This is a genomic window from Caballeronia sp. LjRoot34, from assembly GCF_964253815.1.
In the GTDB taxonomy this organism is placed as follows: Bacteria; Pseudomonadota; Gammaproteobacteria; order Burkholderiales; family Burkholderiaceae; genus Caballeronia.
On record NZ_CAXUSB020000001.1, the window covers coordinates 2,060,913 to 2,082,480 of the forward strand.

Annotated in this window: 21 protein-coding genes; 19 read left to right on the top strand and 2 right to left on the bottom strand. The window is 61.0% G+C overall.

Features of this window, described 5'->3' with window-relative positions:
* Nucleotides 1–13 precede the first annotated feature (13 nt).
* Both ACSQ36_RS09265 and ACSQ36_RS09270 read left to right on the top strand, forming a co-directional pair.
* A complete protein-coding gene (locus tag ACSQ36_RS09265; protein ID WP_213763907.1) occupies nucleotides 14–379 on the top strand; it encodes a DUF2866 domain-containing protein in 366 nt (121 codons plus the stop codon).
* A 1,001-nt stretch (nucleotides 380–1,380) separates the two neighbouring features.
* A complete protein-coding gene (locus tag ACSQ36_RS09270; protein WP_436181697.1) occupies nucleotides 1,381–2,181 on the top strand; it encodes a winged helix-turn-helix domain-containing protein in 801 nt (266 codons plus the stop codon).
* A 46-nt stretch (nucleotides 2,182–2,227) separates the two neighbouring features.
* Here the strand turns inward: ACSQ36_RS09270 and ACSQ36_RS09275 are convergent, their stop codons facing one another.
* Both ACSQ36_RS09275 and ACSQ36_RS09280 read right to left on the bottom strand, forming a co-directional pair.
* A complete protein-coding gene (locus ACSQ36_RS09275; protein ID WP_436181698.1) occupies nucleotides 2,228–3,160 on the bottom strand; it encodes a glycosyltransferase family 9 protein in 933 nt (310 codons plus the stop codon).
* A 4-nt stretch (nucleotides 3,161–3,164) separates the two neighbouring features.
* Nucleotides 3,165–4,073: a glycosyltransferase family 9 protein gene (locus ACSQ36_RS09280; RefSeq protein ID WP_436181699.1), complete on the bottom strand. Its 909-nt coding sequence runs from the start codon at nucleotides 4,071–4,073 to the stop codon at nucleotides 3,165–3,167.
* 854 nt (nucleotides 4,074–4,927) lie between these two features.
* Between ACSQ36_RS09280 and ACSQ36_RS09285 the strand changes: the two genes are divergently transcribed.
* The 17 genes from ACSQ36_RS09285 to ACSQ36_RS09365 all read left to right on the top strand — a co-directional run bounded on the left by ACSQ36_RS09285 (nucleotide 4,928) and on the right by ACSQ36_RS09365 (nucleotide 21,061).
* Complete coding sequence (locus ACSQ36_RS09285) at nucleotides 4,928–5,986, top strand: hypothetical protein (RefSeq protein WP_213763903.1); 1,059 nt, start codon at nucleotides 4,928–4,930, stop codon at nucleotides 5,984–5,986.
* Nucleotides 5,987–6,075: 89 nt separating this feature from the next.
* The gene (locus ACSQ36_RS09290; protein ID WP_213763902.1) at nucleotides 6,076–7,902 is read left to right on the top strand and encodes a nickel-dependent hydrogenase large subunit; all 1,827 of its coding nucleotides are present in this window, start codon (nucleotides 6,076–6,078) and stop codon (nucleotides 7,900–7,902) included.
* On the top strand, nucleotides 7,899–8,438 hold the full coding sequence (locus ACSQ36_RS09295; protein ID WP_436181700.1) for a NifU family protein: 540 nt from the start codon (nucleotides 7,899–7,901) through the stop codon (nucleotides 8,436–8,438). Before ACSQ36_RS09290 ends, ACSQ36_RS09295 begins: the two co-directional genes overlap by 4 nt.
* Before the next feature lie 8 nt (nucleotides 8,439–8,446).
* Nucleotides 8,447–9,091 (top strand): DUF5947 family protein, encoded by a 645-nt coding sequence (locus ACSQ36_RS09300; protein WP_436181701.1) that lies wholly within the window; start codon nucleotides 8,447–8,449, stop codon nucleotides 9,089–9,091.
* Nucleotides 9,084–9,779 carry a DUF6084 family protein gene (locus ACSQ36_RS09305; RefSeq protein ID WP_436181702.1) on the top strand — a complete coding sequence of 232 codons (696 nt, stop codon included), beginning with the start codon at nucleotides 9,084–9,086 and terminating at the stop codon, nucleotides 9,777–9,779. Before ACSQ36_RS09300 ends, ACSQ36_RS09305 begins: the two co-directional genes overlap by 8 nt.
* Nucleotides 9,776–11,182, top strand: coding sequence for a hypothetical protein (locus ACSQ36_RS09310; RefSeq protein ID WP_436181703.1), 1,407 nt, complete (start codon nucleotides 9,776–9,778; stop codon nucleotides 11,180–11,182). The genes ACSQ36_RS09305 and ACSQ36_RS09310 overlap by 4 nt, the downstream gene beginning before the upstream one ends.
* Complete coding sequence (locus ACSQ36_RS09315; protein ID WP_436181704.1) at nucleotides 11,179–11,742, top strand: hydrogenase maturation protease; 564 nt, start codon at nucleotides 11,179–11,181, stop codon at nucleotides 11,740–11,742. Before ACSQ36_RS09310 ends, ACSQ36_RS09315 begins: the two co-directional genes overlap by 4 nt.
* Nucleotides 11,739–11,843, top strand: coding sequence for a DUF6893 family small protein (locus ACSQ36_RS09320; protein ID WP_419178007.1), 105 nt, complete (start codon nucleotides 11,739–11,741; stop codon nucleotides 11,841–11,843). The genes ACSQ36_RS09315 and ACSQ36_RS09320 overlap by 4 nt, the downstream gene beginning before the upstream one ends.
* A gap of 11 nt (nucleotides 11,844–11,854) precedes the next feature.
* Nucleotides 11,855–14,269 (top strand): carbamoyltransferase HypF, encoded by a 2,415-nt coding sequence (hypF, locus tag ACSQ36_RS09325; protein WP_436181705.1) that lies wholly within the window; start codon nucleotides 11,855–11,857, stop codon nucleotides 14,267–14,269.
* On the top strand, nucleotides 14,260–14,589 hold the full coding sequence (locus ACSQ36_RS09330; protein ID WP_436181706.1) for a HypC/HybG/HupF family hydrogenase formation chaperone: 330 nt from the start codon (nucleotides 14,260–14,262) through the stop codon (nucleotides 14,587–14,589). The genes hypF and ACSQ36_RS09330 overlap by 10 nt, the downstream gene beginning before the upstream one ends.
* A complete protein-coding gene (locus ACSQ36_RS09335; protein ID WP_436181707.1) occupies nucleotides 14,582–15,289 on the top strand; it encodes a D-sedoheptulose-7-phosphate isomerase in 708 nt (235 codons plus the stop codon). The genes ACSQ36_RS09330 and ACSQ36_RS09335 overlap by 8 nt, the downstream gene beginning before the upstream one ends.
* A complete protein-coding gene (gene hypD / locus ACSQ36_RS09340; protein ID WP_436181708.1) occupies nucleotides 15,286–16,470 on the top strand; it encodes a hydrogenase formation protein HypD in 1,185 nt (394 codons plus the stop codon). Before ACSQ36_RS09335 ends, hypD begins: the two co-directional genes overlap by 4 nt.
* On the top strand, nucleotides 16,467–17,513 hold the full coding sequence (gene hypE / locus ACSQ36_RS09345; protein WP_436181709.1) for a hydrogenase expression/formation protein HypE: 1,047 nt from the start codon (nucleotides 16,467–16,469) through the stop codon (nucleotides 17,511–17,513). The genes hypD and hypE overlap by 4 nt, the downstream gene beginning before the upstream one ends.
* 37 nt (nucleotides 17,514–17,550) lie before the next feature.
* Nucleotides 17,551–17,880 carry a hydrogenase maturation nickel metallochaperone HypA gene (gene hypA, locus ACSQ36_RS09350; protein WP_436181710.1) on the top strand — a complete coding sequence of 110 codons (330 nt, stop codon included), beginning with the start codon at nucleotides 17,551–17,553 and terminating at the stop codon, nucleotides 17,878–17,880.
* A 38-nt stretch (nucleotides 17,881–17,918) separates the two neighbouring features.
* Nucleotides 17,919–18,872, top strand: coding sequence for a hydrogenase nickel incorporation protein HypB (hypB, locus tag ACSQ36_RS09355; RefSeq protein ID WP_436181711.1), 954 nt, complete (start codon nucleotides 17,919–17,921; stop codon nucleotides 18,870–18,872).
* Nucleotides 18,873–18,929: 57 nt separating this feature from the next.
* Nucleotides 18,930–19,988 (top strand): HoxN/HupN/NixA family nickel/cobalt transporter, encoded by a 1,059-nt coding sequence (locus tag ACSQ36_RS09360; RefSeq protein ID WP_436183137.1) that lies wholly within the window; start codon nucleotides 18,930–18,932, stop codon nucleotides 19,986–19,988.
* Between the two features lie 170 nt (nucleotides 19,989–20,158).
* Nucleotides 20,159–21,061 (top strand): polysaccharide deacetylase family protein, encoded by a 903-nt coding sequence (locus ACSQ36_RS09365; RefSeq protein ID WP_436181712.1) that lies wholly within the window; start codon nucleotides 20,159–20,161, stop codon nucleotides 21,059–21,061.
* Nucleotides 21,062–21,568: the final 507 nt, after the last annotated feature.

Sequence of the window (21,568 nt, forward strand, 5' to 3'; positions counted from 1 at the left end):
CTGGAGAGAACACATGCAAACCGCTTCGAGCGTTCAGCGTACCTCGTCGAAGGTATTTGGGCGCATCGCGTCGCCGTCTCGTGATGATGGTTACCGGCCGGTGGTGAAGGCACCGGAGGCCGCCTCCGCGAGCGCTGCGCAACCGGTCATCAAGCTGCGTGGTGCACGGGTGTCGGAGACGCTGCCGCTGGCGTGGGGCGAATGCTGCAGGATTGTGGAATGGGTCAATCGCGAAGGGCAATACTCGTGTATGGCGGTGCCGGGCGACGCGTCGGAGGATGAAATTCGTCGGCGTATGCGTTCGCACAGGAACGGACAGCAGTACCTCGTGATGGATGATCGGGAGTTGCCGGTGCGGGTGGTATTGCCGAGGGGGTAGGGGGCGGGTCAGGGGTGGGGTGGTCGGTGCCGGGTTGGTGCTTTCGGCGGTAGTGGTCTGCGAGAGTCGGATTTTCTCTTTATCACTGTTAGCCACTGTGCGTGGCGGCACGTCATTTCTTTGTCCAAAGCGACAAAGAAACGAAGCAAAGAAAACGCTTTCAACCACGCTACCCTAAGTGTCCACAGCGTGCAGTTTCTATTCATAGGTGCCCCAAAAGCACGGTGCTCGCCAGAGCGAAGGATGTGTGAACCCCTCCTTCTCGCGAATCCCGACACGAACACGCTTCGCCCCGTACGCTCTCGGGCAAGCACAATTGCTAAGGAACCCATACGGTCTTACAGGTATTTACGGCTGCGGCTTTTTGACAGGTTAGGTACCTGGTCTGTGCGACCGTATTCGTCCGCCACAGTTTCATGCGTGTTTGTGTTTACTGCTTCAGTTTTTGTGAATTGGCTGCGCGTTCTGTACAGCTATTTTCGTCGGTTACGGCCTTACGCATTGTGCCGCATTGTTTCTTGCCGGGTTGGCTACATGGTTCGTTATGCGTAAAAATTCGGTGGGTGGTTCACGCGGATAGCGCGGGGTGCTCCTTGGGCAGGTTCAATCACTGGTGGCGAAGCGTGTGGGTATCGGTGTTCGGAGAAGGAGGGGTTCACACATCCGTGGCTCTGGCGAGCACCGTGCTTTTGGGGCACCTATGAATAGAAACTGCACGCTGTGGACACTTAGGGTAGAGCGGTTAAAGCGTTTTCTTTGCTTCGTTTCTTTGTCGCTTTGGACAAAGAAATGACGTGCCGCCACGCACAGTGGCTAACAGTGATAAAGAGAAAATCCGAGTCATGCAGACCACCACGGCTGAAAGCACCAACCCGGCATTGACCCCGACCACTAACCCCAGAACCGACCACCCCGGCATCAACCCCGACCACTAACCCCTACAACCTACACCCGGGCACTCACCCCTCCCCGACCCCCTCCCGCCGCTGAGCAACACACAAATGAAAACACGCATCTTTTTTGTCGAGACCAATCCGTCGATCCACGGGAACCTTCGCGATGCCCTGGAAAGCCGCTACATCGACGTCCATACGCTAACCAGCGGCAGCACCTTAATCCAGCGCATGGAGCACGACGCCCCGGCGCTGATCGTTCTGCGCGACGGCTTGCCCGACATGCGAGCGTCGGCCGTCCTGCGAGCCCTGCAACAGGCGGGCCACGACACGCCCGTGATCGTGATCGGCGACTCGGTGAGCACGATCGACTCGGTGGAACTGATCGTATGCCTTGAACTGGGCGCCGATGATTACGTAAGGATGCCTTGCAATCCACGCGAACTGCTGTCGCGAGTCGAGAACGTGCTGCGCCGCGCACCGCATAAATCCAAGACGCCCGCGAATGCCACAGGACAGTGCAACATCGGCGATTTTGTCTTCGATTTCCGGGCCCGCATTCTGACCCGCCACGGCGTGCCCGTTGCCCTCCATTCGAGCACGTTCGCGTTGCTGCGCCTCTTCGCGGAACACCCGCTCGAGGTGCTGTCCCGACGCACCATCGCCGACAAATTGCGCGGCGCCGGCGAAGGGCATTGCGACCGTTCGCTGGACGTGCTGGTCTGCCGGTTGCGGCGAATCGTCGAACCCGACCCGTCGACGCCTCGCCTGATCCAGACCATCCGCGGGCGCGGTTATGTCTTCACCCCGTCCGGGATGAGCGCCGCTCCCATGGGTCGCGACGAACTCGATATCATGCCGCCGGAGCCAGCGTGGAAGCAACTCTCTGCGGTGAGCCGCTACGCTTAGACACTGCGTTGTCCACTTCCTCTAACCACTCCCCCAACCACTCCCTCTAGCCGTGCGTGCGCGCTGCCTGCCGGGTCAGCCGCGCGAATGCCGCCAGCACGCGGTTGCACGTCAGCGTTTGCCGCCATAGCTTCTCTTTCAGATACGCGCTCGGCACCCACTGCCACGGCAACACCACATCGACCACACCCCACGCGGGCCGCCACCGCTCGGCTACCCGCCGACGCCGGAAGAGGCTCAGGCTCGGAATGCCGAGATTCGACGCGAGATGGCCGATGCCCGAGTCGTTGCCGATAAACCATCCCGACTCGTACACGCAGCAAGCAAGCTCGTGCAGGTTCTCAAAATGGGGCACTGGAATATCCAGCGTCGCGAGATCGCGCCAGCGTTCGCGCTCATGCGGCGCGATCACGAACTGCACGTCATAACCGCGCTTGCGCAGGCGCTGAGCGAGCCTCACGAAGCGGTGCGAGAACCAGCGTTTGTCCTCGGTGCTGGCCTCGGGATGAATCATCACGCGCTTGTTATTCCTGCGATGCACGAGGCTCGCAGGCGCTCTAATCCCGTTATCCAGCACCGGTGCATTCAACGCCAGATCGTCCCGGCAGAAGTCAGCGAAGCGCTGCGCCATGCAGCCCGGACGGTCGCCGAACTCGACGTCATGCAGCGTGATCACGTGAGGATGGACATCGACAAGATCACGCAGCGGCTGGTTCCATTGCATCTGAAAGACCGTGTCGTACTGAGCGAACGCAGTGGCGAGGTTGTCCTGCGGCAGCGCAAGGATAGTGACGCCGGGAAACCAGTTCCGAAGCGCATGGGCGGGCGTGCCGTACACGGTGACATCGATACCGTTGTCGATCAGGTTCCTGACGATCACCATCGATACCAGCGTGTCGCCTATCGCGTTGGACGTGACGAACGCGACCCGCCCGAAGGGGCCAGGCGGAAGTGACGAGGGACGGGTGGGGTTGGTCATGCGGTCATGCGTTGGCAGTGAGTGCGCGCAGCCGGTCGAACGCGTTCGACACCTTGTTGACCGACAGCATGTATTTCCAGTAACGCTCCTTGAGCCGTCCGGTCGGCAGATACGCGCTGCCGATCAGCACCTGGCCCACGCCCCAGCCCGGACGCCATGTGCGAGCGGTGCCGCGGCGCATGAAAAGCGATAACGTGGGGATCTGGAGGCTCGACGCAAGATGGCCCACACCCGAATCATTGCCGATGAACCAGCCGCACTCGTAGAGCCACGCGGCGACCTGATCGAGCGGTCCGAGATCGGCGAGCGTAAGCCCGAGTTGTTCAATATGGGTCCAGTGCGCGCGTTCCTCGGGCGCCACGACGAATTGCGGGTCAAAGCCGCTGTCCCGCAGCTTGATCGCAAGCCCAATGAAGCGCGACGCCAGCCAGCATTTATCGGTCGTGCTCGCCATGGGATGGATCGCGACGCGCAGTGAGCGCTGGCGATGCGTAAGACCAGGCACAGGCGTGATGCCGTTGCCCTTGTCGACGAGGGCGAGGCGCAGTCCATCCCGGCAGAAGCGGGTCAGGCGTTCGGCCATGGACTCCGTCGAATTGGCGCTGCACAGATGGGCCAGGACGATGACTCTGGGGTGCAACTGATCGAGGTTCACAAACGGCTTGTTGGCGTGGAGCTGGATCACGGTGTCGAAGCGGGCCAGTTTCTCCGCGCAGTCGTCAGGTTTCAGTTCGGGTTCAATATCCACGCCGGGAAACCAGCTCCGCATGTTATTGATTTGCTGGCCGAACACCGTGACGGACACGCCGTTCAATCCGAGATTGCGTGCCACGGTCATCATCAGCAACGAGTCGCCGAGCGCCGATGAGAGGATCAATGCCACACTCGATAGTGGCTGGATTGCGTACGGCATACATGCTTCCGGCGAGGCGCTCCGCTGTCGGGGGAGCGCTTTCCGCTCAGGATGGATCCCGGAGCCGGAGGCAGTCTAAGATCACACTCCATTACGTGGGTTACGGCACAACTTACCAATACTTTAGGAAGCGGGATGTGTCGCGGCAAAAAACACCCGTGGCGCGCGCATTGTCCCGGATCGATGGCGAGTCGGATCATGCGATATCCACGTGACCGCCGTATGTCTATCGTCGTTTCGATCGTGGCTGCTGTCGCCTGCTGGGGGGGCGTGCGGACCGAAGGCGTGCACGCTTTCCGCGTCAGAACGACCAGGAGCCTGCGGCTTGGTCGGCTCACAAAATGGCCGTAACCGGATGGACCCACGCGACCGGTTGCCGATGCCCGCGCATGATTCCATACACCGGCACTCGCCTGAGTCGAGATAGCACCAGCGGCAGCGGCAAATAATGCCGCTGCCGCGCAAACGTTAAAAGCCTTCGAATGCAATAGTTGCTGAGACAAACCATTGAACAGACGCATCGCCTGTTAAAACGGCCGGCTCCGTCGTGACCGATGCATTCCGGCAACCCGATCCGGGAAAACCTTTGCAGAAACCGGTTGATTGACCGGCGTTACGAACTATATTTAAGGGAATAAAAAAACACGGCCATGCAGGCGATAGGGTTAATTACGGTCGAACTATCGCCCCAACGCAAACCGGAGAGACGAGCGAACAGACAGCCGATGGCGACAATCCGTTGATCGCCGCGCCCGCCTTGTTCGCCAAAGGCGGTTCCCCGCCACGGCCGGCAACCGACACGTTGCAATCCGCGGGGGAGTCACACATTCGCCAGCAGGCGAGGAGGTTCCATCATGGATCCGGTAAGCGCCATTCCCTATGGCCGCAAGACTCAACACGCCCCGGCACTGAAAGAAGTACATGTCCTGTGGATCACTGCGGGCCTCGGTTGCGACGGCGATTCCGTATCGATTACCGCCGCTACGCAGCCCAGCATTGAAGACGTGCTGCTCGGCGCAATTCCCGGACTACCGAAGGTTCATCTGCACAATCCGGTGCTGGCTTATGAAAACGGCGCGGAATTCATGGCGCCGTTTCATGCTGCGGCGCGGGGTGAGATGGATAACTTCGTGCTGGTCATGGAAGGCTCGATCCCGAACGAGAAGATCAATCGAGAAGGGTACTGGGCGGCCATGGGAACAGATCCCGACACGCATGAACCCATCACGATTCCACAATGGCTCGATCGCCTGGCGCCTAAAGCGCTGGCCGTGGTCGGTGCGGGCACATGTGCGACCTACGGCGGCATTCATGCAATGGAAGGCAACCCCACGGGTTGCATGGGCCTCGCGGACTACCTTGGATGGGACTGGAAGTCGAAGGCAGGCCTGCCTATTGTGAACGTCCCGGGTTGTCCGGTTCAACCCGACAACTTCATGGAGACGCTGCTATACCTGCTGTATCAACTGGCGGGCCTCGCTCCCATGATTCCGCTGGACGCCGCGCTTCGTCCCAAGTGGCTGTTCCAGCGCACCGTGCACGATGGCTGCGACCGCGCGGGTTCCTACGAGCAGGCTCTGTTCGCGAAGGAATATGGGAGTCCGAACTGTATCGTCAAGCTCGGATGCTGGGGGCCGGTGGTCAACTGCAACGTTCCAAAACGTGGCTGGATCAACGGCGTGGGCGGGTGCCCGAACGTCGGCGGAATCTGTATCGGCTGCACGATGCCCGGATTCCCCGACAAGTTCATGCCGTTCATGGACGAGCCCCCGGGTGCGGTCCTCTCGTCGAATCTCATCAAGTCTTACGGCGGACTTATCCGCAGCCTGCGCAAGCTGACCAATTCGACCGTCAATCAGGAACCGAAATGGCGGCATAACCGTCCCACGCTGACGACTGGCTATCGTCGCTGAACGGCTTCGCGGAACACGTATGGAAACCGCGGTTGATGGCTGGCATCGCAGCGGTTTGCGTGAGAGACAGAAGTATCCAGGAGGGGGTCATGGCGGACATTGCAGCACCTGAATTGAAGTCGGGGACGGCGTCACAGCCGTCCAAACTGGTCGAGATGAACTGGGACCCGATCACGCGGATTGTCGGCAGTCTCGGCATTTATACGAAGATCGATTTCGAGCAGCGCAAGGTCGCCGAGTGCTACAGCACGTCGTCGATTTTTCGCGGCTACAGCATCTTCATGAAGGGCAAGGACCCGCGCGACTCGCACTTCATTACCAGCCGTATCTGCGGCATCTGCGGTGACAATCACGCAACCTGCTCGGTGTATGCCCAGAATATGGCCTATGGCGTGAAACCGCCGAACATAGCGGAATGGATCGTCAATCTCGGCGAAGCGGCCGAGTACATGTTCGATCACAATATCTTCCAGGACAATCTGGTCGGCGTGGATTTCTGCGAGCAGATGGTCAAGGAAACCAACCCCGGCGTCTGGGCGAAAGCGCAGAAGACCGCCTCGCCGCACGCGGAGATTCACGGCTACAAGACCATCGCGGACATCATGACCGCGCTGAATCCGTTCACCGGCGAGTTCTATCGCGAGACGCTGCATGTAAGCCGTTATACGCGCGAGATGTTCTGCCTGATGGAAGGGCGGCACGTGCATCCGTCGACGCTGTATCCCGGTGGAGTGGGGACGGTACCGACCGTGCAGCTTTTCACCGACTACATCACGCGGCTAATGAAGTATGTGGAGTTCATGAAGAAGGTCGTGCCGCTGCATGACGACCTGTTCGATTTCTTTTATGAAGCGCTGCCGGGTTACGAGGAAGTCGGCCGCCGGCGCATCCTGCTGGGCTGCTGGGGGTCGTTCCAGGACCCCGATGTATGCGACTACAACTACAAGTCGATGACCGACTGGGGCCGCAGCATGTTCGTCACACCGGGCGTGGTGGTGGACGGCGAACTCGTGACCACGGATCTGGTCGAGATCAACCTGAACATCCGGATTTTGCTCGGCAGCTCGTTCTACGAAGACTGGGATCATGAGGAGACTTTTGTCCGGCAAGACCCGCTGGGCAATCCTATCGATCGCAAGCATCCGTGGAACCAGACCACCTTGCCGCGACCGCAGAAACGCAAGTTCGATGGCAACTACACGTGGGTCATGTCGCCGCGCTGGTACGACAAGCGCACGGGCGACTATCTCGCGCTCGATACCGGCGGTGGTCCGATCGCTCGGCTGTGGACGACCGCGCTCGCGGGCCTGGTGGATATCGGCTATGTGAAGTCGACGGGTCACAGCGTGAAGATCTATCTGCCGAAGACAGCGCTCAAACCGGAGGTCGAGTTCGAATGGAAGATCCCGAAGTGGAGCAACGCGATTGAACGTGACCGCGCGCGGACCTATTTCCAGGCCTATGCGGCAGCGTGCGCGCTGCATTTCGCGGAGAAGGCGCTGGCTGAATTGCACGCGGGCCATACACGCACATTCACGCCGTTCGAGGTGCCCGACGAAGCCATCGGATGCGGTTTTCATGAAGCGGTGCGCGGGGTGTTGTCGCATCACCTGGTGATCAAGGGCGGCAAGATAGCGAACTATCATCCATATCCGCCGACCCCGTGGAATGCGAATCCGCGCGATATCTACGGCACGCCCGGACCGTATGAAGACGCGGTACAAAACACGCCCATCTTCGAAGAGAACGGGCCGGACAAGTTCAAGGGTATCGACATCATGCGGGCCGTGCGCAGCTTCGATCCTTGCCTGCCGTGCGGTGTCCATATGTATGTCGGAGATGGCAAGACCGTCGATGTCGCGCATTCGCCAACCTTCGGCGTTCCGCCGGGCATGAAGCCGGGAGGGCACTCATGAGCGACGCGCGCGTGCTTGAAGAACAACAACGGCGCATCGACGAACTGATTGCAGCACTGGCGACACTGGACGACACGCGTGCGCGCGATATTGCGCAGGCGTTGTTGCAGGTGGTGCTCGAGTTGCATGCAAGCGGTCTTGCGCGGCTGGCCGAGATCGTGACCGAGGCGGATGGCGCTGATGGTCCGATCGTCGCCCGGCTGATGCAGGACAAACAGGTCAGCGCATTGTTGTTGCTGCATGGGTTGCATCCGCAGGATCTGGGTAGCCGCGTCGCGCATGCGGTCGAAGGACTGCGGGCGCCGCTTGGTGCGCAAGGCGTAAGGATCGAACTGGTCGATGCGCGGGAGGACCTGGTACGCGTTCGTCTGGCGGGCGTGCTGACTGGCAAGCATGTCACCCCCGCCGATGTGCAGAACGATATCGAGCGGGCGATTTTTGAACAGGCGCCGGACGTGGCGCGCATTGAAATTGACGGGATACCGGACGTCAATGTCCACGAGCTGCGGTTTGTCGCAACGCTGCCAACATCATGAATGCGCGCATGGATGGGCGACCTCGGGAACACGGGCAACGTGGCTGGGTAGCTGCGCTGCGCACGTTCGCCCGGCCGCCGCAGATTGTTCTCTGCGAACTGTGCGGCGAACCGCTCGACGGGACTCATCCTCATGTGGTCGAGCTGGAACAGCGCGCGCTGCGTTGCTGCTGCCGCGCATGCGCGTTGCTGTTCGGGAACCAGCAAAACGCGCGTTATAAGCGGGTGCCGGAAAACGTTCGCTGGCTCAGGGAGTTTCATCTGAGCGATGAACAATGGGACGCATTGGCGATCCCGATCGGCATTGCGTTTTTTTATAGGGACTCGGCGGCGCAACGCGTGATCGCGATGTACCCGGGCGCTGCCGGCGCGATGCAGTCATCGCTCGATCTGGGCGCGTGGGACCGTCTGGTTGCCGACAACCCGATCCTCGATACCCTCGAACCCGATGTCGAAGCGCTATTGGTGAATCGCGTGGAAGGGGCGCGTGAGCATTACCGCGTGCCTATCGACCAGTGTTATGCGCTGACCGGCGTGATCCGGGCGCGCTGGCGCGGAGTGTCGGGCGGCGTGGATGCATGGCGCGCGATCCACGCGTGTTTTGCGGCGCTGAAAGCGGGCGAGCGCTTGCCCGAGGGAGTGCCGAATGCCTGATCTTGACTTCGTCGTCGAGGGTGCTGAGGTCGCGCTGCATTCGGTTTCGCCGTTGCTGTTGTTCAAGCTGCGCGTAACCAATAAGAGCACGCCGAACGGGTCGGCCGCCGAGGAGGAAATCGCGAGCCTCGCGCTGCATTGCCAGATCCAGATAGAAGCGACCCGGCGCACCTACGAGCCGGTCGATCAGGCGCGGCTCAGCGACTTGTTCGGCGTACCGCAGCGCTGGTCGCAGACGTTGCGGACCCTTCTGTGGACCCACGCGAATGCGGCTGTTCCTTCTTTCACCGAGTCCTGCACGGTCGATCTTTCGGTGCCGTGCACGTTCGACTTCAATGTCGCGGCGGCGAAGTATTTCGATGCGCTGGCAGATGGAAAGGGAGAGATTCCTTTGATGCTGCAATTCAGCGGCACGATTTTTTATCGCGAGAGCGATGGCACGCTGCAAGTCGCGCGTGTTCCGTGGCACAAGGAAACCGCGTTCCGCCTGCCGGTCGCAACCTGGCGCGCGATGCGGGACTACTACTACCCGAACACCGCATGGATGTGCGTGCAGCGCGGCGTGTTCGAGCGGCTGGAGCGTTATCGGATCGAGCGAGGCTTGACCGGCTGTGACGAAGCACTTACGTCCCTGCTGGACGAGACCCGCAGCGAACAGGCGTGGCCCGCGCAGGGAGGCTTGCAATGAACGCCATCGATGGGATCGTTCAGGCCGTGCTGTACGAGGGATATATGCTTTACCCGTATAGACCGTCCTCGGTGAAGAATCGGCAGCGCTGGACGTTTGGGAGCGTATATCCGCAAGTGTGGGCCGACTGGTCCGGCAGCGATGCATCGATGATGCAGACCGAATGCGTGATCGAAGGCGACTATGAAGCACGGGTGACGGTGCGCCCGTGCTTCCTGCATCTGATCGAACGCGACGTGCGTGAGTTGAACGAGCCCGCGGCGGCGTGGACTGGGCTAGATGAATTGTCGTCCAGGTCGGTAACTTCGCTGGAAGTGGGTGGACGGCGTTTGGACGCATGGCAGGAAGCCGGCGAGCAGCATGTCGAGGTCCCGGTATTGTCGCTTGGCGAATTGTGTACCGAGGGGTTACGCCTGCCGTTTTCTCTGGCCGGAAGCAGCACTGCTGAACCGCTCGTGGAAACGGATGGCCGCGTGCGCGGTGCGCTTGTGCGCACGCGGGCGGCCATCGTTGGCCGGGTGGAATGCTGCGCGACGCGGATCGATGAACGCACCTTCAGGCTTACGGTCCGCATAGTCAACGCGACGCCGGTTGACGAACCGCAGCGTTTGAATCGCGATGCCGCCTCGTCATTCGCTTTGCTTTCGTGTCATGCGGTACTGGCCTTGGAGGGCGCGGCGTTCGTCTCCTCGATCGAGCCACCGGACGAATTGGCGGAAGCTGTTGCGGCTTGCAAGAACATCGGCTTATGGCCCGTGCTGGTCGGCTCCGGTGAACGCCACGACACCATGCTCGCGGCGCCGATCATCCTCTACGACTACCCGCAGGTCGCGCCGGAAAGCGCGGGCGATCTCTTCGACGCGACCGAGATCGACGAGATCCTGACGCTGCGAATCCTCACCATGACCGACGCCGAAAAGCGCGAGATGGCCGCAGGCGATGAACGCTCACGCGCGCTGCTCGAACGCACGGAAAATCTGTCCGCGAACGACATGCAACGTCTCCATGGGACCTTGCGTGAAGTGCGGGCGGGTACCGGGATGGGCCGGGGTTGTCCCGACGTGTCCGAGGAAACAGGAGAGGCCCCCGAGGACACGGCGCCCTGGGCCGCGCTCGACGCGAAGCCGCGGCTTTCTTGTGTCAATGTCAACGGCGTGGCCTTGCAGGTCGGCTCGCGCGTCGTGCTGCATCCCCATGCACGCGCCGATATCTTCGACCTGGCCTTGCGCGATCAGATAGCGACCATCGAATCGATCGAGCGCGATTTCGAGGATCACGTTCACGTGGCCGTGACGATCGACTGCGATCCCGGGCGTGACTTTGGCTTGGCGCGCATGCCGGGTCACCGATTCTTTTTCGCGCCCGACGAGATGGAACCGCTGCGCGAGGAGCGGCCGTCATGACGTCGATCCTGGTCGCGGGCGTGGGCAACGTCTTCCTGGGCGACGATGGTTTCGGCGTTGAAGTCGTGCGGCGTTTGCATGAAAGACACACCGACGCGTGGCCGCCGGATGGGCGGGTGATCGACTACGGAATCCGGGGGATCGATCTGTATTACGCGCTGCTGGACGGCGTGGACCTTGCCATTCTCGTCGATGCAACGCATCGGGGCGGAGCGCCGGGCACGCTGTACGTCATCGAGCCATCGGTTACGAACATGGGGGAAGGTTTTCAAGGCGATGCTTCGCCCGTCTTGTTGTCGCCGCATGATCTCGATCCGGCGAAAGTCCTTCAGGCCGTGCAAGCGATGGGCGGTGAAGTCGGACGTATTGTTCTAATCGGTTGTGAGCCGGAAAGTCTCGGCACGGAGGATGGACAAGAGGGTCGCATGGGACTGAGCGCACCCGTTGCGGCGGCGGTAGATGAAGCAGTAGACACCATCGAATCAATGATCGAAAGCATGCAGGCGCAGACCACCGTGGTCAACGCCGGGAGCATGCCGCAGGGCCACTGGAGAGCATGATGAAGCTCTTGCTGAAGTACTTGTTATTGTCCGGGCTGATCGTTGGCGTTGCGGCGAACATGAAGGATATCCGCCGTTATATCCGTATCCGCAACATGTGAAGGGTACGGCCATGAGCCTGTGCCTGCCGCCGGTTAGCGACGAGCCGTCCGTGATATCCCCGGCCGGAGAGGTCATTCGTGTGCGCGGACTGGTGCAGGGCGTAGGGTTCAGGCCGGCAGTATGGCGTCTTGCGCACGCTTGCGGCGTGAGCGGCGATGTAGGCAACGACAGCGAAGGTGTGCTGATCCACGCATGGGCCGACACAAGTACGCTCGATGATTTTGTCGAACGCTTGCGCAGCGATTGTCCGCCGCTCGGGCGGATAGATGCGATCGAACGTTACGCATTGCGCGAGACGCCGCCGCCTTCCGGTGGCTTTCGGATCGTCGCGAGTGCAAGCGGTCATGCGCATACCGGCGTGGTGCCGGACGCGGTCACGTGCCGGGCGTGTATCAACGAAACGTTCGACCCGTCGAGCCGTCGATATGGTTATGCGTTCACGAACTGCACGCATTGCGGACCGCGCTTGTCGATAGTCCAGGCAATCCCTTATGACCGCCCGAACACGACGATGGCGGCGTTTCCGTTATGTGACGCCTGCGCGCGTGAATATGACGATCCGGACGACCGGCGTTTTCATGCGCAGCCTATTGCATGTCCGGCTTGCGGGCCTCGTCCGTGGCTGGAGCTGGCCGACGGTTCAGTTGCAGAAGGCGATCCGCTGGATACCACGTGCTGCTTTATCGAGCGCGGCAAGATAGTCGCGATCAAAGGGCTTGGCGGCTTTCAGCTTGCATGCGCCGCGTCAGATCACGCTGCCGTTGCGAAATTACGCGCGCTGAAACATCGCGAGCGCAAGCCGTTTGCGCTGCTCGCGCGTGACGTGGCGATGATCGAACGCTATTGTCTGGTGAGCGGAGCAGACGAGGTCCTGCTTGAAAGCGCAGCCGGACCTATCGTGATCATGCCGATGATCGATCAAGGTACACGCGATCCGTTTCCGGGCGCTGCGCCGGGTATCGCGACGCTGGGTTTCATGCTGCCTTCAACCCCACTGCATCATCTGCTGATGCAATCGCTTGATGGCCCGGTCGTGCTGACCAGCGGCAATCTCGCTGACGAACCGCAATGCATCGATAACGACGAGGCCCGCCAGCGTCTCGCAGGTATGGCCGACGCTTGGCTGATGCACGACCGCGACATTGCCCGGCGAGTGGACGATTCGGTCGCGCGAGTCATGGGCGGCGTACCGCGTTTGCTGCGCCGCTCGCGTGGTTATGCCCCTGCGCCGCTGCGTTTGCCGCATGATTTTGCTGCTGCGCCGCCAGTCCTCGCGATGGGCGCTCAGCAGAAAAACACCTTCTGCCTGCTGCGCGATGGCGAAGCGGTCGTGTCGCATCACATCGGCGAACTGGAGAACGGCGAGACATATCGCGACTACACGCTGTCGCTTGCGCGTTATCAACATCTGTTCGAACATGAAGCGCGTTTCGTCGCGGTCGACCTGCATCCCGACTATCTGTCGCGCAAGCTCGGTATCGATATCGCACAGCAGCGGCATTTACCGCTTGCCGAGATCCAGCACCATCATGCGCACTTCGCGGCATGTCTTGCGGAAAATGATGTCAGCTTGGGCACCGACGTTCTTGGCATTGTGCTCGACGGGCTCGGCATGGGCCTGGACAACGCGCTGTGGGGCGGCGAGTTTTTGCTCGGCGGCTACGTGAATTTCAAGCGTCTGGCGAGCTTCACACCGGTCGCGCTACCCGGAGGCGCGTACGCGGTCTATGAGCCGTGGCGCAACACGTACGCGCATCTGTGCGCGAGTCTCGGATGGCCGCGTTTCGCGAAGCAATACGCGAAGCTCGATCTCCACCATTTCCTTTCCGACCGTCCATTGACGCTGCTCGATCAGATGATCGACGGCGGGATCAATAGCCCCGTTGCAAGCTCGGCAGGACGTCTGTTCGATGCAGTCGCTGCGGCCCTCGGCGTGTGCCGCGAACGCGTTCAATACGAAGGGCAGGCCGCGATCGAACTCGAAGCGATGATCGATACTCGCACGCTCCACGATGAAGACGACGCGCGGGCGTATCCGTTCGAAATCGCGGAAAAGGATACTTCGCTGTTGATCGACCCGACCTCCATGTGGATCGCGCTGCTCGACGACATGCTGCGCGCCACATCTGTACCGGTCATGGCCGCGCGCTTTCACAAAGGTCTTGCGATAGCGATCGTTCAGATGACCGGTCGTTTGCTTGTAGCCACGCAGGTCCGTACCGTCGCGCTCTCCGGTGGCGTCATGCAGAACTGCGTGTTGTTTGAACAACTCACCGCACGCCTCGCGGCATGCGGTTTTAATGTACTGGCACATCGCCAGGTACCGTCCAATGACGGTGGCATTGCGTTCGGGCAAGCGGCAATCACCGCCGCGCGTGCTCTTTCGTCCGCATTGGTTGAACCACGGAGCAGGTCATGTGCTTAGGCATCCCGGGACAGATCGTCGAGATCAGCGACGCGGACAATAACCTCGCATTGGTCGATGTAGGCGGGGTGCGGCGGATCATCAACATCGCGTTCATCGTCGATGACGACCGGCCGCCGTCCGCATGTGTCGGCGGCTGGGTGCTGGTGCATGTCGGCTTCGCGATGAGCCGTCTCGACGAAACCGAAGCCATGCGCACGCTTGCTCTGTTGCGTGAACTTGGCGAAGCGCAGGCAGAGATGGCCGCGATGATGGAGGGAGGCGGTGAGCCGCCACCTCCTGACACATTCAACCACCGCGACGGAGTGCGCCATGACTGAACATCGGGCGCTACATGGCCTGTATCCATTCCTTCACGGCGAGCATCAGGACGCGGCGAAACTCGACGCAGCGCTGCTCGAATCGGTCGCGCAGAAGGCGCAGGCGAGCATCGACGCGAAGCGCGTGTTCTTCGCGGATAACGCCACTGCCGTGGTCGCCGTAGCGCATGCGATTGCGGATGTTTATCGCCGTGACGGCAGGCTCTTTTCGATGGGCAACGGCGGTTCGAGTTGCGACGCTGCACACATCGCGGTGGAGTTCCTGCATCCGGTAACGGCCGGGCGTCCGGCGCTCACCGCAGTCAACCTCGTCGCCGATACCGCCATGATGACGGCCGTCGGTAACGACGTCGGGTTCGCGCATATCTATGTGCGGCAACTGGTGGCGCAGGCGCGCCGGGGCGACGGGCTGATCGGGATATCCACCAGCGGCAACTCGGACAACCTGCTCGCCGCATTCGCAAAAGCGCGCGAGATGGGCGTGGTGACCATCGGCCTGGCCGGGCATGACGGCGGCAAGATGGCAGCGCGCGGCGCGCTCGACCATTGCCTCGTGGTGCCGAGCGACAGCATTCATCGGATCCAGGAAACCCACGTCGCGATTTACCACATCCTGTGGGACCTGGTTCATACGCTGCTCGCCGATGAACGCGGCAGCCTGAGTGTCCCTGACACAGCAGCAGCGGAGCGCGTGTCATGAAATACGTCGACGAATTCCGCGATCCGGAGAAAGCCCGTACGCTCACGCATGAGATCCATCGACTGGTCGAGCGGATCGTGCACGATCGTGGAGGCCTTGAACGGCCGTTGCAGATCATGGAAGTCTGCGGCGGCCATACGCATTCCATCTTCAGGTACGGGATTCACCAGATGCTGCCGCCCGAGGTCGAATTCGTTCATGGCCCCGGTTGCCCGGTCTGCGTGTTGCCGATGGGCCGCGTGGATGACTGCGTGGCGCTCGCCGAGCGGCCTGAAGTGATCTTCACGACCTTCGGCGACGCGATGCGCGTTCCCGGTTCGCGCAAGAGCTTGCTGAAAGCGAAGGCCGATGGAGCAGATGTACGGATGGTTTATTCCCCGCTCGACGCGCTGGCTGTTGCGCGTGCGAATCCGCATCGGGAGGTGATCTTCTTCGGGCTTGGTTTTGAAACCACCATGCCGAGCACCGCGATGACCGTGCTGGAAGCTCACGTCCAACACATCAATAACTTCTCGCTGTTTTGCAATCACATCACGATCATTCCGACGATCAAGGCCATCCTCGATTCCCCCGACCTGCATCTCGACGGTTTCCTTGGACCGGGGCACGTGAGCATGGTGATCGGCACGCGGCCGTACCGGTTTATCGCTGAGCATTACCGGCGGCCGATTACGGTTGCCGGATTCGAACCGCTCGACGTGCTGCAATCGGTGTGGATGGTGCTGCGGCAGATTGCCGAAGGTCGCTGCGAAGTGGAGAACCAGTACGGCAGGATCGTGCCGGAAGACGGCAATGCACAGGCGCTCTCGGCGATCGAGCAAGTGTTCGAGTTGCGCGAGTTTTTCGAGTGGCGCGGACTGGGATCGATCGATCACTCCGGCGTTCGGATACGCGAACGCTTCGCCGCTTACGACGCCGAGCGCAAGTTCCCTGTCGCGAACCTGAAGATCGCCGATCCAAAATCCTGCCAGTGCGGGGAAGTGCTCAAGGGCGTGATCAAGCCGCAGCAGTGCAAGGTATTCGGTACTGCCTGCACGCCGGAGACGCCGCTCGGATCGTTGATGGTATCGAGCGAAGGCGCGTGCGCGGCGCATTACCGTTATGCACGCATCGATACATCGGCGTTGTTCGCTCATAAGGGCGTCACGCCGGAAGTGGTCAACCCGGGAGTGGGAGCATGAACGACCGGATCGGCAGGCTACGCGATGTCACGATCAATCTCGCGCACGGCGGCGGCGGCCGGGCGATGCGTGATCTGATCGAGGACGTATTTGTCACCACTTTCGACAACCCCACGCTCGCCGCGCTCGAAGACCAGGCGGTTTTTCCGCTTGCGGACCTCGCGCGTCTCGGCGACCGGCTCGCGTTCACTACCGATAGCTACGTCGTCGACCCGTTGTTTTTTCCAGGCGGTGACATAGGCACGCTGGCGGTATCGGGCACGGTCAACGACCTCGCCATGTCGGGCGCGAAACCGCTGTTTCTATCGTGCGGGATGGTAATTGAAGAGGGCCTGGCGGTTGATGTTCTGCGTCGCGTGGCGGCAAGCATGCAGCGTGTCGCGATTGAAGCAGGTGCGTCTATTGTTACGGGCGACACCAAGGTGGTCGAGCGCGGTTGCGCGGACAAGCTCTTCATCAACACCGCAGGCGTGGGCGTCGTGCCGCCCGGCGTGAATATATCGGCGCGGCGCGCACAGCCAGGCGACGTGGTGATCGTGAACGGGTTTCTCGGGGACCACGGCGTAGCGATTCTGGTCGCGCGAAAACAGCTTGCGTTGCAGTCCGATATTGAAAGCGATTGCGTGCCGCTCGCATCACTGGTCGATGCAATGCTGGGTGCGTGCAAGGACATCCACTGCATGCGTGACGCAACACGCGGCGGCGTAGCGACGGTGCTGAACGAGTTCGCGGTGTCGTCGGGTGTGGCGATCCGCATCCAGGAAAACGCGCTGCCGATCCGCGAGGAAGTGAAGGGCGCTTGCGAGATCCTCGGCCTGGATCCGCTGTATCTGGCGAATGAAGGCAAGCTGGTTGCGATAGTTCCCGCACACGCCGCATCAAGCGTGCTCGCGGCGATGCATGCGCACCCGGCGGGCACGCGGGCGGCTGTGATCGGCGAGGTAGTGGCGCAGCCTGCGGGCATCGTGGTGTTGCATACGGTGTTCGGTGGACAGCGAATCGTCGACATGCTGACGGGTGAGCAACTGCCCCGGATCTGTTAGCGAGCTTCAGACGTAAGGGAATACGGAGCGCAGTCTCATGCATGAACTGAGCATCGCGAATAGTGTGGTCGAGTTGTGCGCCGAACGCGCGATGGGCGCGCGGGTACTGCGCGTGACGCTGGAGATCGGGCGGTTGTCGGCGGTGATGCCGGACGCAATCCGTTTTTGCTTCGATGTCTGCGCAAAAGACACCGTGGTCGAAGGCGCGGCGCTGGAGATTGTCGAGACACCGGGCCTGGCGCGATGCCTGGACTGCGGCGGCAGCGTGGACATGACCGACCTGCTCGAACACTGCGCGTGCGGAAGCGTCAATCTTGAACTGCTGGCCGGCAGCGAGCTGAAGATAAAACAGATGGAGGTGGCTTGATGTGTACCACATGCGGTTGCTCGAAAGGTGCCGACACGGTGATCACAGACCCTGAGACCGGTGAGCGAATTGAGACGCCGGCGGAAGGGGAAGGCGGTGCGGCGCGCAAACCGGGTTCGTGGCGGCAACTGGCGGGCGGCGGCGCCGGCGTGAGCGTGGCCGCGCATCTGCATGCGCGGGCGCATCGTCATGTTCACGAAACTCACGTTCACGAACACCACCACGCACAAACGCCTGTAGCCCTCGATCACCCGGGCACCGAACACTCGCCGGCGTCCCTCTCCGAAGTGGCGATTGCCGCGGCAACCCACGGCACAACAATCGCGCTCGAACAGGATGTTCTGGCGAAGAATCAGTTGCTTGCCGAACACAACCGTGGCTGGCTGGCGAGCCGCCATATCACCGCACTGAACCTCGTCAGCTCGCCGGGCGCGGGCAAGACCACGCTGCTTGAACGTACCATCCGCGATCTCCAGGCGTTACGCAGTACCCAGTCGATCCAGGTCATCGAAGGCGATCAGGCGACCCTCAACGACGCCGAGCGCATTCGCGCGACCGGTTGCCGTGTAGTACAGATCAACACGGGCACGGGTTGCCATCTCGATGCCAGCATGATCTCGCGCGCGCTGGCGCAACTCGATCCGCCTTCGCATGCATGGCTGATGATCGAGAACGTCGGCAATCTTGTATGTCCCGCTTTGTTCGATCTCGGCGAACAGGCGAAAGTGGTGATCCTGTCGGTGACCGAGGGCGAAGACAAGCCGCTCAAGTATCCTCACATGTTCCGTGCAAGCCGCCTGATGCTGCTGAACAAGATCGATCTGCTGCCGCACTTGCGTTTCGATGTCGAACGCTGCATTGCGTATGCGCGGCAGGTGAATCCTTCTATCGAAGTACTGCAGGTATCGGCGCAAACCGGGGCGGGGATGAAGGCGTGGTACGCATGGCTGGAAGCAGCCGCGTTGGCAGAGGTCGGGGAAACGGTGCGTTAAGCGCGAGCGGCGCGGCTGTTGATTGTGCGAAGGGCACGGAAGGATGCGAGGCTCATGATGCTAAAACAAATGTCTCAGCTTTTTAATGACCGCCCAACGGGTCTGCGCCACAAAATCACTGGGATCTATGCGCTCCTCCTCGTCTTCAATGTGCTCGCATGGACATGGGCACTGACGGCTTTTCACGGGCAGCCTGCGCTTCTGGGCACTGCGCTTTTAGCGTACACGTTCGGGCTGCGCCACGCGGTGGATGCGGACCACATCGCCGCTATCGATAACGTCACGCGCAAGCTGCTCCAGATAGGCCGCAGTCCGCTCGGCGCCGGCTTGTTTTTCTCGCTCGGACACTCGACGGTGGTCGTCGCGCTCACAGTTGGTGTCGCCTTCGCCGCGACAGCGCTGACGGCTCATTTCGATGACCTGAGAGGCATCGGCGGTCTGATCGGCACCAGTGTTTCGGCGCTGTTCCTGTTCGTCCTGGCCATCGCGAACCTAATTGTGCTGGCCTCTGTGATCAGGACATTTCGCGCCGTGCGCCGTGGCGAACCGCTGGTCGAAACCGATCTCGACCTCCTGCTGAACAATCGCGGTTTCCTGTCGCGTTTGCTTCGGCCGCTGTTGAAACTGGTATCGCGTAGCTGGCATCTTTATCCGGTTGGATTCCTGTTCGGGCTCGGATTCGATACCGCGACCGAGGTTGCGTTGTTCGGCATATCGGCGGCCCAGGCGTCGCATGGCCTCTCGTTCTGGTCGGTGCTCGTGTTGCCGATCTTATTCACGGCGGGCATGTCGCTGGTCGATACCACCGACGGCATCCTGATGCTCGGTGCGTATCGCTGGGCCTTTGTCCGGCCCATGCGCAAGCTCTACTACAACATCACGATCACGTTTGTCTCAGTGGTGGTCGCGGTGTTGATTGGCGGCATCGAGGTGCTGGGTTTGCTCCAGGACAACTTCGGGCTCAAGGGCCCGTTCTGGGATTCTATCGGCAGCGTCAACGAGCACTTCGGGCTGTTGGGCTACATCGTCATTGGCGTATTCATTGTGAGCTGGATCGTCTCCATCGCGATCTACAAGCTCAGGCGTTACGACGATATCACCGTGAAAACGCTCTGACGCTACCGCTAAACGTTAAAATTCACGTGACCACAATGAGTGCCAACGCCTGCGAATGCCTTCCGTAGGAAATAGGTAAACTTGGGTCGTGTTCAACCCGGCCTGCCCGGGGGCATTTTTTATTAGCGTATAAACGGTTAAACGTTATTGGAATCAAAGAAGGAACACGCATGCTCAAACTTCATCCGCGACTGCAACTCGATCCGGATGCAGCGTCCGAGCGTCGCTGGCCTGTGACAGGGTCTCCCCTCGCGCTGAAGGTCACGGCGGCGTGGCATGCGGTGGCACTAGCGGGCTGCGCCGCCGCGCCGGAGATGTGGCCCTGGTGGCTGGCCGGCACGGCGATCAACCATGCGACGGTGACGGCCGCGGGACTATGGCCGCGCTCAACGCTGCTCGGCGCCAACTGGACTCGCTTGCCCGCCGTCCCGCGTAACGCAAACGCCATCGCGCTCACGCTCGACGACGGTCCTGATCCACTCGTCACGCCCCAGGTCCTCGACCTGCTCGATGCGCACAGGGTTCGCGCCACGTTTTTTCTGATTGGCGAACGCGCGCGCCGATATCCCGCGTTGACCCGCGAGATCGTCGCGCGAGGACATGCCGTGGAGAACCACTCGCAGAAGCATGTGCATACTTTTTCGGTGACGGGCATGGGCGCGCTAAGCCGGGAAATCGATACGGCGCAACGCACGCTGACGGAACTGACGGGCGAGCGGCCGGCGTTTTTCCGGGCGCCGGCGGGCTTGCGCAATATCCTGCTGGAGCCAGTCTTGCAAAAGCTCGATCTAAGGCTGGCCGCCTGGACACGACGCGGCTTCGATACCCGCGAGCGCGACCCCGAAATCGTGGCACGGCGATTGCTGCGTGATCTGGCACCGCGCGACATCCTGCTGCTCCACGATGGCGCCGCCGCCATTACCGACGACGGTCAACCCGTCTTGCTCTGCGTATTGCCGAGGATCTTCGACGCCGCCAAAAAGCGAGGGCTGCAGTTCGTTACCTTACGAGAGGCATTCGGGTCTCACGGCGACACAGAGACCGGCAGTACGTCCTGTCGCCCCATCAAGTAAGAAACCAGGTAAGAAACGTTACCCATTGTACGAAGCCGAGCGATGCACCGGTCAGGTCACTATTTCCGGACTTATTTTTTGCAAGGCACCGGGCATAGGCAACGCTCCGGCAGCCCCGCACAGCTCCGGGAGAGGCCTGTTCTTGATGATCGCCGCGACTATTGCGCGAGTTGCCTGGACGAGCGGATCAACGACCGGTGAGGAGAGGAGGCACCGCCAGTGATAGCCAGCACGCGGCGGAACATACATTCCGTAACTTTTTTGATTTGGACAATGACGGTGCGGCGGCTAGATTGGCGGTATCGCGCCCGAATTTCGGTCGGGGCGCATGGAATCTATTCTGGCTCTGCGTCGTATATGTGGGACTTATCCAGACGTGAACGGGTTTTCTGGCTGATTTAACAAGCAATTTTCAGTATGATTCGCCCCTCAACGCGGAGCCGGTCCAAATCCAGATATCCATTTACCCGCTTCATGTACCCCATATGGTATTTAACAATCGGCACA

Coding starts and splice junctions, on each gene's coding strand:
- ACSQ36_RS09265 (WP_213763907.1), top strand. CDS start 14: ATGCAAACCGCTTCGAGCGTTCAGCGTACCTCGTCGAAGGTATTTGGG.
- ACSQ36_RS09270 (WP_436181697.1), top strand. CDS start 1,381: ATGAAAACACGCATCTTTTTTGTCGAGACCAATCCGTCGATCCACGGG.
- ACSQ36_RS09275 (WP_436181698.1), bottom strand. CDS start 3,160: ATGACCAACCCCACCCGTCCCTCGTCACTTCCGCCTGGCCCCTTCGGG.
- ACSQ36_RS09280 (WP_436181699.1), bottom strand. CDS start 4,073: ATGCCGTACGCAATCCAGCCACTATCGAGTGTGGCATTGATCCTCTCA.
- ACSQ36_RS09285 (WP_213763903.1), top strand. CDS start 4,928: ATGGATCCGGTAAGCGCCATTCCCTATGGCCGCAAGACTCAACACGCC.
- ACSQ36_RS09290 (WP_213763902.1), top strand. CDS start 6,076: ATGGCGGACATTGCAGCACCTGAATTGAAGTCGGGGACGGCGTCACAG.
- ACSQ36_RS09295 (WP_436181700.1), top strand. CDS start 7,899: ATGAGCGACGCGCGCGTGCTTGAAGAACAACAACGGCGCATCGACGAA.
- ACSQ36_RS09300 (WP_436181701.1), top strand. CDS start 8,447: ATGGATGGGCGACCTCGGGAACACGGGCAACGTGGCTGGGTAGCTGCG.
- ACSQ36_RS09305 (WP_436181702.1), top strand. CDS start 9,084: ATGCCTGATCTTGACTTCGTCGTCGAGGGTGCTGAGGTCGCGCTGCAT.
- ACSQ36_RS09310 (WP_436181703.1), top strand. CDS start 9,776: ATGAACGCCATCGATGGGATCGTTCAGGCCGTGCTGTACGAGGGATAT.
- ACSQ36_RS09315 (WP_436181704.1), top strand. CDS start 11,179: ATGACGTCGATCCTGGTCGCGGGCGTGGGCAACGTCTTCCTGGGCGAC.
- ACSQ36_RS09320 (WP_419178007.1), top strand. CDS start 11,739: ATGATGAAGCTCTTGCTGAAGTACTTGTTATTGTCCGGGCTGATCGTT.
- hypF (WP_436181705.1), top strand. CDS start 11,855: ATGAGCCTGTGCCTGCCGCCGGTTAGCGACGAGCCGTCCGTGATATCC.
- ACSQ36_RS09330 (WP_436181706.1), top strand. CDS start 14,260: ATGTGCTTAGGCATCCCGGGACAGATCGTCGAGATCAGCGACGCGGAC.
- ACSQ36_RS09335 (WP_436181707.1), top strand. CDS start 14,582: ATGACTGAACATCGGGCGCTACATGGCCTGTATCCATTCCTTCACGGC.
- hypD (WP_436181708.1), top strand. CDS start 15,286: ATGAAATACGTCGACGAATTCCGCGATCCGGAGAAAGCCCGTACGCTC.
- hypE (WP_436181709.1), top strand. CDS start 16,467: ATGAACGACCGGATCGGCAGGCTACGCGATGTCACGATCAATCTCGCG.
- hypA (WP_436181710.1), top strand. CDS start 17,551: ATGCATGAACTGAGCATCGCGAATAGTGTGGTCGAGTTGTGCGCCGAA.
- ACSQ36_RS09360 (WP_436183137.1), top strand. CDS start 18,930: ATGCTAAAACAAATGTCTCAGCTTTTTAATGACCGCCCAACGGGTCTG.
- ACSQ36_RS09365 (WP_436181712.1), top strand. CDS start 20,159: ATGCTCAAACTTCATCCGCGACTGCAACTCGATCCGGATGCAGCGTCC.